The 13,377-nt window shown below is 39.0% G+C and carries 11 protein-coding genes and 1 pseudogene; 10 read left to right on the top strand and 2 right to left on the bottom strand.

Annotated elements, in window-relative coordinates:
- The first annotated feature begins 134 nt into the window (after positions 1 to 134).
- Positions 135 to 1,784 carry an SLC13 family permease gene (locus tag AB1471_RS00840; protein WP_367777618.1) on the top strand — a complete coding sequence of 550 codons (1,650 nt, stop codon included), beginning with the start codon at positions 135 to 137 and terminating at the stop codon, positions 1,782 to 1,784.
- 22 nt (positions 1,785 to 1,806) lie between these two features.
- Complete coding sequence (locus AB1471_RS00835; protein ID WP_367777617.1) at positions 1,807 to 2,868, top strand: tartrate dehydrogenase; 1,062 nt, start codon at positions 1,807 to 1,809, stop codon at positions 2,866 to 2,868.
- Between the two features lie 113 nt (positions 2,869 to 2,981).
- On the opposite strand, the gene prli42 is transcribed toward AB1471_RS00835, so the two are convergent.
- Entirely contained in the window at positions 2,982 to 3,077 is a 96-nt protein-coding gene (gene prli42, locus AB1471_RS00830) for a stressosome-associated protein Prli42 (protein ID WP_367777616.1), read from the bottom strand.
- 132 nt (positions 3,078 to 3,209) lie between these two features.
- On the opposite strand from prli42, the gene mce reads away from it, so the two are divergent.
- From mce to AB1471_RS00805, 5 genes are all read left to right on the top strand, one after another.
- Positions 3,210 to 3,635, top strand: a complete 426-nt coding sequence (gene mce, locus AB1471_RS00825; protein WP_367777615.1) for a methylmalonyl-CoA epimerase — start codon at positions 3,210 to 3,212, stop codon at positions 3,633 to 3,635.
- Positions 3,628 to 5,178 (top strand): acyl-CoA carboxylase subunit beta, encoded by a 1,551-nt coding sequence (locus tag AB1471_RS00820; RefSeq protein WP_367777614.1) that lies wholly within the window; start codon positions 3,628 to 3,630, stop codon positions 5,176 to 5,178. Before mce ends, AB1471_RS00820 begins: the two co-directional genes overlap by 8 nt.
- Before the next feature lie 71 nt (positions 5,179 to 5,249).
- Positions 5,250 to 6,374 carry a M20/M25/M40 family metallo-hydrolase gene (locus AB1471_RS00815; RefSeq protein WP_367777613.1) on the top strand — a complete coding sequence of 375 codons (1,125 nt, stop codon included), beginning with the start codon at positions 5,250 to 5,252 and terminating at the stop codon, positions 6,372 to 6,374.
- A 54-nt stretch (positions 6,375 to 6,428) separates the two neighbouring features.
- Positions 6,429 to 6,911 carry a chemotaxis protein CheW gene (locus AB1471_RS00810; protein WP_367777612.1) on the top strand — a complete coding sequence of 161 codons (483 nt, stop codon included), beginning with the start codon at positions 6,429 to 6,431 and terminating at the stop codon, positions 6,909 to 6,911.
- A 93-nt stretch (positions 6,912 to 7,004) separates the two neighbouring features.
- A complete protein-coding gene (locus AB1471_RS00805) occupies positions 7,005 to 8,246 on the top strand; it encodes a DNA polymerase IV (RefSeq protein WP_367777611.1) in 1,242 nt (413 codons plus the stop codon).
- Between the two features lie 146 nt (positions 8,247 to 8,392).
- Here the strand turns inward: AB1471_RS00805 and AB1471_RS00800 are convergent.
- Positions 8,393 to 9,396 (bottom strand): annotated as a pseudogene (locus AB1471_RS00800) (serine hydrolase domain-containing protein).
- A 1,000-nt stretch (positions 9,397 to 10,396) separates the two neighbouring features.
- Between AB1471_RS00800 and AB1471_RS00790 the strand changes: the two are divergent.
- The 3 genes from AB1471_RS00790 (at position 10,397) to sat (ending at position 13,377) form a co-directional block, all read left to right on the top strand.
- Positions 10,397 to 11,113: a phosphoadenylyl-sulfate reductase gene (locus tag AB1471_RS00790; protein WP_367777610.1), complete on the top strand. Its 717-nt coding sequence runs from the start codon at positions 10,397 to 10,399 to the stop codon at positions 11,111 to 11,113.
- Positions 11,114 to 11,128: 15 nt separating this feature from the next.
- Positions 11,129 to 12,169, top strand: coding sequence for a sulfate permease (gene cysP / locus AB1471_RS00785; protein ID WP_367777609.1), 1,041 nt, complete (start codon positions 11,129 to 11,131; stop codon positions 12,167 to 12,169).
- 62 nt (positions 12,170 to 12,231) lie between these two features.
- On the top strand, positions 12,232 to 13,377 hold the full coding sequence (gene sat / locus AB1471_RS00780) for a sulfate adenylyltransferase (RefSeq protein ID WP_367777608.1): 1,146 nt from the start codon (positions 12,232 to 12,234) through the stop codon (positions 13,375 to 13,377).

Here is a 13,377-nt window from a genome sequence, read left to right as displayed (position 1 = left end):
AAAAATTTGTCGAAATTTTAAATAAATTGTTGACGAACGATTGGATGACTTGTAAACTAACAATAGTTGTCGACAGTCGACACTTTTATTCTAAGTATATATGTAAGCGCTTTAAAATAAAAGGGGGATCATTAATGTCGTACCCAGGAATCGTGGAGGCGCTTTGGCGTTCACACAAGAAGACAAAAAATTTATTGCTTATCAAAAAAACGGATTTGGACGAAGTATCGAACAAATCACAAGAACAAGCAAGAAGATCAAGTCAAGGTAAAAGTCCTTCAAACGAACCTAGCTATACAACGCCTCAACGTGTTGGATTGATTCTCGGACCGTTATTGTTTTTTCTAACGACATTTTTCTTTAACCATGACACCCTTAATCATGAAGGGAAAATGGTGTTGGCCGTTACTCTTTGGGTAGCAACATGGTGGATTACAGAAGCCATTCCCATTCCAGTCACTTCATTACTGCCGATTATCTTGCTGCCGCTTACAGGAGCATTAGATGGAGGGGCAGTCACTTCTAGTTACGGTGATCCGATTGTGTTCTTATTTCTGGGTGGATTTATCATTGCATTAGCCATGGAAAGATGGGGATTACACAAACGAATTGCGCTAAATATTATTGCTGTAGTGGGAACCTCAACTTCAAATATTGTGCTTGGGTTTATGATCGCTACTGGCTTCCTTTCAATGTGGGTATCCAATACAGCCGCGGTTATGATGATGGTGCCGATTGCTACAGCGATCACCTACCAGGTTGGACAAAGTTTAAAGCATTCAAAAGAAGATTATTCACTTGAAGAAAAAAAGTTTTCAAAAGCACTTCTTTTTGCGGTAGGATATGCTGGAACAATTGGAGGGTTAGGTACGTTAATCGGAACGCCTCCAAATTTACTTCTCGCTGGGGTTGTTGCAGAGATTTATGGCGTGCAAATTTCATTTGCCATGTGGTTTCTTTATGCAGCGCCTGTTGTAGTGATCTTGCTTTTTGCGACATGGCTTTATTTAATAAAAGTAGCGCATCCAATTAAGCTGAAACACTTACCAGGTGGGAAAGAATTAATAAAATCAGAAAAAGATAAACTCGGAAAAATTTCTTATGAAGAAGTTCTTGTTTCTAGTATCTTTACCTTTGCTGCATTCATGTGGATCACTCGTACATTCCTTTGGGAAAATGAAAACTTTTTTGTCATTCCAGGTATCAATGATACGATGATCGCCATCACTGCTGGTGTATTATTCTTTTTGATTCCTTCAAAGAAAGTTGCAGGAAGATTGTTAGATTGGACCGTTGCGAAAGATATTCCATGGGGCATTTTGTTACTTTTTGGAGGAGGTCTTGCGATTGCAGCAGGATTCCAAGAAACGGGTCTAGCTCATTGGATTGGAGAGCAACTGTCCGTTCTTGAAGGTGTAAACTTTATCTTCATGATTATTATTACGGCAACATTGGTTCTGTTTTTAACAGAAATTACATCCAATACAGCGACAGCGACCATGATGTTACCTGTTTTAGCTGCACTTGCACTGGCTATTAACGTCCATCCTTATGCACTTATGGTGCCTGCTGCAATGGCAGCAAACTGCGCATTTATGCTGCCTGTCGGTACACCGCCAAATGCGATCATTTTTGCTACTGGAAAATTAAAGGTGACAGAGATGGTTAAAAATGGGTTTTGGGTGAATATTGCTTGTATTATATTAATTGCGGCAGCAGTCTACATTTACTTGCCTGTCGTGTTTAATCTTGATTTAACTGTTTTTCCAGATGAGTTTAGGTAACTTGATGAAAGGATGAATAGAAGTGAATAAAATTGAAATCGCTTGCTTGCCAGGGGATGGAGTTGGAATTGAGGTAATGGCTTCTGCCAAGCAAGTGCTGCAGAAGGCTGCTGATATGCACGGGGGTGTCCAATTCTCAATGACCGATTTTCCCTGGGGGTCAGACCATTATATAGAAACAGGGGCTATGATGCCTGAAGATGGCATTGAGAGATTAAAAGAATTTGATGCAGTTTTTCTAGGAGCTGTAGGAAATCCAGCCGTTGTACCTGATCATATTTCTTTATGGGGAATGCTAATCAAAATCCGCAGGGAGCTTGAGCTTTCATTGAATGTGAGACCCGCACGATTGATTAAAGGAATTCAATCACCTCTTCGTTCCCCGAAAGATTTTGATTTGATCGTTGTACGGGAAAACAGCGAAGGAGAATATAGCGAAGCAGGTGGAGTGATTCATAATGGACAAAATGAAATCGCTGTCCAAAATGGAATCTTCACACGCAAGGCAACTGAAAGAGCGATGAGATACGCATTTGAGCTTGCTAGGACAAGAGGTAAGAAGGTAACGAGTGCAACAAAATCAAATGGTATTGTTCACTCCATGCCATTTTGGGACCGTGTATTTCAAGAAACGGCAAAAGACTATCCTGATATTGAAACGAGTTCGGCCCATATCGACGCCCTTTCTGCATTTTTTGTCACAAAGCCAGAAAGTTTTGATGTGATTGTGGCTTCTAACCTTTTTGGAGATATATTGACTGATATTGGTAGTGCAGTGATGGGGAGTATTGGGATTGCGCCATCTGCTAACTTAAATGTTGAAGGTACTTATCCTTCGATGTTTGAGCCGGTACATGGCTCAGCTCCAGATATTGCGGGGCAGGGTAAAGCAAATCCAATTGGACAAATTTGGACAGCAAAAATGATGCTCGATCACCTAGGCTATACCGATTTAGGACAAGCCATACTAGATGCGACTGAAGAAGTCACAGAAAGTGGAATTAAAACAGCAGATATTCAAGGCACTTCCTCTACGGAAGAAGTGACACAAGCAATCCTTTCAACATTGCAAAAGAAAGGATAAGTAATAAGAATGGCTTGTTAACAATCAATAAAGTGGTTAACAAAAAAACAGCCTATCCATTAAAGTGGAAAGGCTGTTTTCATCTTCTATTTCATTGATGACGTAAGTTATTTTTATAAAACGAACGACAGGCCAACTGCTAATGTCGATGCTAACATGGCGAAAATCATTACATACACAATTACTTTACGAAATTTACGGTTGCTCAATATTCTCTCTCCTTATCGTAGGCATAGTACGTTTATTTTATCGTCATCCTAGGAAATTCGCAAGTAGGTGGTCAATAATACAAGAAATCGGTAGAATAGGAGAGAAGAAGGCGGAATGAAGGAGATGGTATAATGGAAACGGTTGATCATATTGGGATTGCGGTTCAATCTATCAAGGAATCACTTCCTTTTTATGTAGATATGTTAACGCTTACACTATTAAAAGTAGAACGAGTAGAAGAACAAGGGGTAAAGATTGCCTTTATCGATGCAGGGAATGTAAAACTCGAACTGCTAGAGCCTTTACATGACGAATCACCGATTGCTACATTTATTCAGAAAAGAGGGCAAGGTATCCATCATGTGGCTTTCAAAGTAAGCGGGATAGAAGAAAGAATCCAAGAATTAAAAGAAAAAGGCATTCGATTTATTTCAGACGAGCCAAGACGGGGGGCAGGGGGGGCTGATATAGCTTTTTTACATCCCACTCAAGCAAACGGGGTATTATATGAATTATGTGACCATAGAGGTAAAAAAGGAGCGTCAAGTCATGAGTGATATGTTTGAAAAAATCAATGAACTTTATGATAGAAGAAGAGAAATCGAACTGGGCGGTGGTGATGATCGAATTGCACGCCAACATGAAAAGGGGAAATTAACCGCACGTGAACGTATAGATCTTCTCGTTGATGAGGGGAGCTTTATGGAACTTAACCCATTTATCGAGCATCGTTCGAGTGATTTTGGGATGGATGAAATGAAAGGACCAGGAGACGGAGTAGTTACGGGGTATGGGAAAGTAAATGGAAGACCAATTTATTTATTCTCGCAGGATTTCACTGTGTTTGGTGGAGCGCTTGGTGAGATGCATGCAGAAAAAATTGCCCACGTCATGGATCTAGCTGCAAAAAATGGTGCCCCCTTTATTGGGTTAAATGATTCCGGTGGAGCGCGAATTCAAGAGGGTGTCGTATCACTTGATGGATACGGTCACATCTTTTACCGCAATGCTATTTATTCGGGGGTCATTCCTCAAATCTCGGTTATCATGGGACCATGTGCGGGAGGAGCGGTTTATTCACCTGCAATCACGGATTTTGTGTTCATGGTTGATAAAACGAGTCAAATGTTTATCACCGGACCGAAAGTCATTGAAACCGTTACAGGTGAAAAAATTTCATCTGAAGATCTCGGTGGATCGAAAATACATAATTCAATCAGTGGTAATGCTCATTTTAGAGCGGATTCTGAAAAAGAAATTCTTGAACAAGTTAGAACTTTGTTAGGCTATTTGCCTCAAACGTATGAAGAGAAACCACCTCGCCTGGAAGTAGATAAAGGATCAGATGATCGTCCGGACTTGGCAGATGACATTCCGTTTGATCCCATTCGTCCATATGATGTACGCATTGTATTGGAGCACGTAGTAGATGAGGGTTCATTTATGGAAGTTCACAAGGAATTCGCTCGAAACATTGTCGTTGGACTTGCTAGAATTAAAGGTGAAGTAGTCGGGCTTATATGTAACCAGCCGAAAGTGATGGCGGGTGGGCTTGATATTGATTCAAGTGATAAAGCATCACGTTTTATTCGTTTCTGTGATTCGTTTAACATACCACTGATCACATTTGAAGATGTGACCGGATTTTTCCCTGGCATCAAACAGGAGCATGGTGGAATTATTCGCCATGGAGCAAAAATCCTTTATGCCTATTCAGAAGCGACGGTACCAAAAATAACGGTTATTTTACGTAAAGCTTATGGAGGTGCTTACGTTGCGCTAAATAGTAAATCCATAGGAGCGGATCTTGTATTTGCTTGGCCGAATGCTGAGATTGCTGTCATGGGACCTCAAGGAGCAGCAAATATCATCTTTGCGAAAGAAATTGCCCAAAGTGAAGACCCTGAAGCGACTCGTGCGAAAAAAATAGAAGAATATCGTGAAAAATTCGCTAATCCATTTGTTGCTGCAGCTAGAGGGATGGTGGACGATGTGATCGATCCACGGGAAACAAGAATCAAGTTAATTCAAGCACTTGATATGATGCGCAACAAAAAAGAAGAAAGACCGAAGAAAAAGCACGGAAATATTCCACTGTAAGACATTGTTTTGAGTATGGAGAGAATTCACGATATACTAATCAACGTGAAACCATAATTGGAGGGTCAAAAATGATTAATGAAAAAAGACTGTTAGAAGAATTTTTAGAACTTGTGCAAGTTGATTCAGAAACAAAACATGAAGCGGAAATTGCTGTTGTATTAAAAGAAAAATTTAACGCATTAGGTGTCAATGTTGAAGAAGATGATTCTATGGGTGAAACAGGACATGGTGCCAATAACTTAATTTGTACGTTAGAAGGAATAAAAGAAGGTGTTGATCCGATTTATTTCACTTCTCATATGGATACTGTAACACCTGGTAAAAGCATTAAACCGATTGTGAAAGATGACGGTTATGTACATACGGACGGTACAACTATTCTTGGTGCCGATGACAAAGCTGGGATTGCAGCTATGTTAGAAATGATTCGTCAATTAAAAGAACAAAATATCGAACATGGTACGATTCAATTTATCATTACAGCTGGTGAAGAATCTGGTCTAGTTGGTGCAAAAGAGCTAAACCCATCTTATGTGAAAGCCAAATTAGGTTATGCGGTTGATAGCGATGGAAAAGTTGGAAACATCGTTGTTGCTGCACCTACTCAAGCAAAAGTAAAAGCCGTCATTCACGGTAAAACAGCACACGCTGGTGTTGCACCAGAAAAAGGTGTTTCCGCGATTACGATTGCATCAAAAGCAATCGCTTCAATGCCACTAGGTCGTTTGGATGAAGAAACAACCGCCAACATTGGACGTTTTGAAGGTGGAAGTGCTACAAATATCGTATGTGACCGTGTCGATGTGTTAGCAGAAGCGCGCTCATTAGTTCCTGAAAAAATGGAAGCACAAGTAGCGAAAATGAAAAATGCATTTGAACAAGCGGCCGAAGAAATGGGGGGAAAAGCTGATGTTGAGGTGGAGATCATGTACCCAGGCTTTAAATTTCAAGAGCAAGATGAAGTCGTACAAATTGCATTGCGTGCAGTGGAGTCAATTGGTCGGCCTTCCGCATTACTAACAAGTGGTGGGGGAAGTGATGCCAATGTCATCGCTGGCTTAGGCATCCCAACCGTGAATTTAGCTGTAGGCTACGAAGAGATTCACACAAAAAATGAAAAAATGCCAATTGAGGAATTAAATAAACTAAGTGAATTGCTTATCGCAGTGGTGAAAGAAGTTTCAAACAAATAAAAACATTTTCTCTTACATTACACATGCTTATTGGAAATGAAGGGAAGATTAACTGTGGAAGATAGTAGAAAAGTAGTTGTGTTTGAAAGTGGAGATGAAGAATATGGGATCTCGATTGAAGCAATATTGTCCATCGAAAAAGACGAAAAAGTAACACCTATTCCACATTTACCATCGTATATGCTTGGTATGATCAATGTACGAGGTGAGCTTGTACCTATTTTAGATTTTGAACAAATTTTGTATCACCGTTCAAGCGAGGGCTTTGAACAAGCAAAAATAATCGTGTTAAAAACAGATGATCTTTCATTTGCAATCCGAGTGAAAGAGGCAAAAGAGATAGTAGATATTCCAGGTGATCGCTTGAAGCAAATGGGTCTTGTCGCGTATGGGAAGACGACCTATTTCACAGCAATTGCCCAGCTTGACGATCGTTTAATAACGATCATCGATCCAACGATCCTCGCGCAAAGTCTTGATGGAATGAAACAAATTCAATCGTATATGAAGGAATTTAAAGCTAAACAAATGACTTAGTAATCGTAAGAAGCACCCAAGACACATCCTTGGGTGCTTCGTCTTTTAAATACACTCTTTTTTTATGTATAATGGAAGAAGGAGGGACAAAGTATGACAAAGCGAGGAAGAGTGATATTACACGTAGATATGAATAGCTTTTATGCATCAGTTGAAGCTGCTCATGACCCTTCTTTAAAAGGAAAACCACTGGCGATTGCAGGAAATCCGCAAGAAAGAAAAGGGATCGTCGTTACGTGTAGTTATGAAGCACGTGCTTTTGGTGTGAAAACAACGATGCCTTTATGGGAAGCAAAAAAATGTTGTCCTCAGCTGATAGTCATGCGCCCGAATTTCGATCGATACCGTCAAGCTTCTAAAGCAATGTTTGAACTTCTTCGATCCTTTACACCTCATGTTGAACCAGTGTCTATTGATGAAGGTTATATGGATTTAACTGAAATTCTTGGTGAAACATCTCCAATTGAACTTATTCAAAAGATTCAGGATCAAATTTTGCGAGAACTCGATTTACCATGCAGTATCGGTGTCGCACCGAATAAATTTTTAGCCAAGATGGCGTCTGATATGAAAAAGCCTCGAGGAATTACGATTCTCAGAAAAAGAGATATACCGGCAATCATGTGGCCAATGCCTGCTCAGGCCATGCATGGTGTCGGGAAGAAAACGGCAAAAAAGCTAGAAACGATTGGCATCACAACAATTAGTGAGTTAGCACATGGGGAAGATTTGCAATTAAAAGCGCTACTCGGAATAAACGGAAAACGATTGAAGGACCGTGCAAATGGTATTGACGATCGAAAAGTGGATCCCGACAGCATTTATGATTTAAAAAGTGTTGGCCATTCAACCACATTGCCATCTGATGTGACGAATCAATCGGAGCTGATTGGCATACTTCATAAGCTCTCTGAGAAAGTGAGCCTGCGATTAAAAGCAAAATCCATGCTTGGGTACGGTGTTTCAGTAATGATTCGTTTTAAAGATCGCAAAACAATTACGCGGAGCATCATGTTAAAAAGTCCCATAGCAAGTATTGATGAGTTGCACAGTGTAGCAAAATCATTGTTTTTAACACATTGGGATGGGACACCGATCCGACTTTTAGGGGTGACATCCCAAGAACTTATCGAACGGAATCAAGCTGTGAAGCAACTCGACCTCTTCAACTATGAAGAAGATGCTAAACACGAGCCGATTGATCGCTTATTAGAAGACATCGAAAAACGCTACGGATCAGGAAAGCTAAAAAGAGGAATACAGATGAACAGGAAATCTCATAAGTCTTCAGCCCAAACAAGTTTTAGTAAGGAGTTTCTACAAGACCATGAATGACGAGTGTTGGTTTGAAATTTATCAAGATCTAAATCGTAAAAAGCGATTAAAAATATAGGGTGATACATATTAGTTATGTATAATATGTATCACTCTTTTACTTCTTGTTCAACAAACGCCTTTAATTGAATAACGAAAATAGCCATTTATTCTTTAAATGTATCCGCAACAATATTACTAAACTCTTTAAGATAGTATAGATAATTCTCATTCTCATTTCCGTAGTTGTATCTTTTGTTATACATTTTTGCAACCACTAAATTATTTTCAGGTATTACTAGCAAAGTAGGTCCTGTAACTCCAAGGATTTGGTATGACCCACTGGGTACGCGATTTCCAAATTCACTCATTTCTCTAGGGATATCCTGAACGAACCAGAACATCCCGTTACGTGGTAACTCTTTATCCAAATCCTTCGGACTATGTATTTGAATTGCTAAATTAATAACCTCTTCCGGTACAATTTGTTTACCATTAAACATAATTTAAAAAGAGGTTTCCCCACTCTGCAAATTCTCTAGTAGATACAAAAAGATTCGATTCCATACCATCATCAGTAATACCAATAGACTTTTCCCCATTTTTTTTCGGATCAATGATAACTCTTACTAACTCATCGTTGTCTTGTGTCTCCCATTGTGTCCTCGAGAGTTTCAAGTGTGCAAATACTCTCTGATATAATAATTCAGGAAAAGGGACACCATATAATCTATGAAGCAGTTTAGTCATTAGCTTAATATTTATACCTCTATATGCCCAATTTTCACCAGGATTAAATTCTCTGATTATCTCTCCATTTGAATTTTCATCTAATCCATGAGTATGAGTAATGCCTGATGGTGGTTTTCCCTAGTAGTTCAGGATTAATATCAATAAAGTATTGACTAGCGTAATCGTCTATACATTGTATCTTACCCTCGTATATAGCCAAAGCCATACATAAACCTAAATAACTCTTTCTAGCGGAAGCCACATTGAATCGGGAATTTGCTGTCACTGGTAATGCCTTAACTGTATTGGAATGCTCACCACTGTAATGCTCTAATTCAACTTGATTATCTTTAAGAATAATCAATGCAGATGCAGAACTTTGATTCCATTCTTTAATATTTTCTATCCAAGAAACTAATTTGTTGTACTTTGACTTCATCCTAAAATTACCCCTTTTCCTTATCATCCATTACATTCCAACTTAACTTAGGCATACTTTATCCCTTTCCTAAATAAATAAGAATACCTCTTTATGGAGACGCTTAAGAGTTGAATTTACCACCTTCCATATTCCGCAATTCTGCCCCATTGCTTAACAATCATTTCGAATTTTAAGAAATTTCACAATCGCTTATTCCAGAATATGGTCCGTTTGTTGAACATGCAGGGACGGAGAGCACCGTTCTAGCCATAAACTAAACTTTTTTATATACCTCTATATTAGCACCTTTCAATTGCTCTCTAAGTTGTTAGTTATCATCTTCTAATTTCTTAATCTTCCATTTCAGTGATTCAATAAGAGCATCCTTGTTGCTCTCATTTATTTCTTGCTTAACTTGTTTTGGTGTAGGTGCTTGTGATTGTTAATGCCTTGGCTTCAATCCGTTCCCGAATATAGACAAGACATTGTTGTACAACGTTGTTTTCGTTACACCTGATTCATTTGAGACACTGTTAAAATTAATTTTTTCATTGGCTCGTATGAGCGGAGATATTAAAAAAGAGGATATTAGCTTATATATTGAACTAATTATCCTCTTATAATCATAGTACAGTTAATAAAATAAAGTTGATCAAAATAATTTCTCAAACGGCAATCTTTCGTTAAGGAATGCACATCACCGACGCTCATTCAAACCTCTCACTTTAATTCGAATAGCAAATTATATCATCATGTAAGTATATCTTGATGGCAGGTTAAACCTTCAATAAAACCCCCTTAAAATTTTACGTTATTTACCCAAATAAATAGGAACAAGTTATCAAAAAACGATTTTTATCATATTATATTTTAAATGTTGATAATTCCTATCGGTGTGGTATGTTTAATATTAACACCTTTAGAATTATTATATTTAAAATAATATTCAATGTTTACCTTCATCTAGAAGATATTTTGTATGAAGAAGGTGAAAGTTAACAAAAGGAGTTGGAAGATCATGACGAATGCAGTAACTTATGAAAATTGGAAATCTATTTCGCACATATTTCCAATTGATGATAAAACAAAGGGAGCTCTTGCAGTTCTTAAATGGACTTATAATGCTTATCCAGATGATAAAATCGTTTATGCTTCAAGCTTTGGGGCTGAAGCGATTGTTTTAATCGATCTTATTGTACAGGTGAAACCTGATGCTCGAATTGTATTTTTAGATACAGACCTACACTTTCCAGAAACATATGAAGTAATAAAGAAGATCGAAGCACGTTTTCCTAAACTTCGAGTTGATCGAATCAAACCTTCGCTCACATTAGATGAACAAGCATCTGAGCATGGTTCGGCGTTATGGAAGAGAGAGCCAAATAGCTGTTGCAACATTAGAAAGGTTATCCCATTAAAGAAAGCATTGTCAGGCAAAGATGCGTGGATATCAGGTTTACGAAGGGAACAATCGGATACAAGGGCGCATACTGAATTTCTTAATAAGGATGAAAAATTTCTGAATATTAAGATTTGCCCTCTTATACATTGGACTTGGGAGGAAGTATGGACCTATATAAAAGAACAAAATTTACCGTACAACTCATTGCATGATCAAGGCTATCCAAGTATAGGCTGTTTTCCTTGTACAAAGGCAGTCCAATCGAACGGAGATTCCCGTGAAGGTCGTTGGTCAGGTAGCAGTAAAACAGAATGCGGCTTGCATTCTGATTAACAGGAGTTGAACGGAATGCTCACAATTATCGCTATCTCGGTTGGCTTGTTTTTCGCCATGAATATCGGTGCTAGTGGAGGCGCTGCTACGATGGGGGTTGCCTACGGATCTGGCGTTATTAAAAACCGACGAATAGCCTTAGGGATATGTGGAGTGGCTATATTTCTTGGAGCATGGTTCGGCGGTGGTGAAGTGGTAAAAACGATAGGAAGTGGCATCGTTCCGGAGAATACTTTTACAACTGCTATTGCACTTATTGTAGTCGCTTCCGCTACTTTATCTTTATTTTTAGCCAATGTCCTCGGTATACCACTTTCAACAAGTGAAGTAACTGTAGGTGCTGTTGTAGGCGCTGGAATTGTGTATCAATCAGTATTCGTTGGAAAGCTTCTTGTGATCGTTCTATTTTGGTTCATCACACCGATCGTTGCGTTCTTGATTGCCGTTATGGCAACAGCGCTATTAAAGATCAAGCTTATAAAGGCTTGGGTGAATGCTCCAAAATCAGCAAAAGTCCTATCCTTACTTGTACTCATAATGGGTTTGTTTGAAGCTTTTGCAGCAGGGATGAATAATGTTGCCAATGCTATTGGTCCGCTTGTTGGAGCAGGCTTGCTATCTACAAATGGTGGGATCTTTTGGGGAGGATTATTTGTTGCGATTGGTGCATTCCTTTTAGGGAAAAGAGTGCTAGAGACAAATGGGAAAAAAATCACCCAACTCCGCCTTGAAGAAGGTTGCGTCATATCAGGAACTGGTGCGGGAATTGTTACTGCGGCTTCTATCGTTGGTATTCCTGTTCCATTAGCACAAATTACAACCTCTTCTATCATTGGAGTCGGATTTGTAAAGCAGGGGGGAGCAGTTTTAAAGAAAGATATTGTCGTTCAGCTGTTAACTGTTTGGATCGTTTCTCCTGTTTTATCGATGGTTCTTTCTTACACGATCATTCAGATCGTCATTGAACACAATGTTTACCCGATCATTATCATGGTTGGTATATTAGTTTCCGCTTTTGGAGTGCTTTTCTTGATGAAACGTTCAAAAGGAAGATAGAAAAAATCATCCACATAAAAGAAAACCAAACAATTTAAATTAGTAAAGAAAGGTGGATAAAGATGTCTTTACCAAAACCACATGGGGGAAGCCTTGTTCAATCATTTGATCCATTTTATGATTTTACGTCCATCGAAAGAGAAATTAAGATTGATAAGATTGCTTTAAGCGACCTGGAGTTAATTGGTGTTGGTGTGTTTAGTCCTTTAACAGGTTTCCTCGGAAAAGCTGACTACGATTCAGTCGTGGAAAATTTACGTTTAGCAGATGGTACGGTTTGGTCAATCCCTATCACATTGCCTGTATCTTATGATGTGGCTGAAAATTTAATGAAGGGAGAAACATTCAAGCTTACGCATGAAAATGAAGTGTATGGTGTCATCAAAGTGACAGAGTGGTTTGAACCTGACTTAGCAAAAGAAGCACTTTATGTTTATAAAACAGAAGACATTGCTCATCCAGGCGTGGAAAGACTATTCGAACGTGGACCCGTTTATGTTGCTGGTGAGGTAACCGTTGTCAAACATCTTGAGAAGGGGGGTTCTGGAGACGTTTGGTTAGAGCCAAAGGAAACGCGTGCGCTATTTGAAAGGAAGGGATGGAAAGCGGTTGTTGGCTTCCAAACGAGAAACCCTGTTCATCGTGCACACGAATATATTCAAAAAGTAGCTCTTGAGACGGTCGATGGTCTATTCTTAAATCCGCTAGTTGGTGAAACAAAAGCCGATGATATTCCTGCCGATGTCCGTTTGAAAAGTTACCGCGTATTACTAGAAAACTATTATCCTAAAGAACGTGTTCTTCTAGGGATTTATCCTGCTGCTATGAGATATGCTGGCCCACGTGAAGCAGTCTTTCACGCTATTGCTAGAAAAAATTTTGGATGCACTCATTTCATTGTGGGGCGCGATCATGCTGGTGTAGGGGATTATTATGGAACGTATGATGCACAGTATATTTTCAATGATTTCTCTGAGGAGGAACTAGGAATCAAGCCGTTGTTCTTTGAGCATAGCTTCTATTGCAATAAATGTGAGGGGATGTCATCTGAAAAAACATGTCCTCATGGTAAAGAAGATCGTGTTATTTTATCAGGGACAAAAGTTCGAGAAATGCTTCGTCAAGGTGTATTGCCTCCAGCTACTTTTAGCCGTAAAGAAGTTGTAGAGGTATTAATTGATGGACTAAAAGAAAAAGAAATCGTGTAA

Origin of the sequence: Jeotgalibacillus marinus, assembly GCF_040801915.1 — a bacterium.
GTDB lineage: Bacteria > Bacillota > Bacilli > Bacillales > Jeotgalibacillaceae > Jeotgalibacillus > Jeotgalibacillus marinus.
Note: the sequence above shows the minus strand (reverse complement) of the source record. Positions and strands in the feature narration are given on the sequence as shown.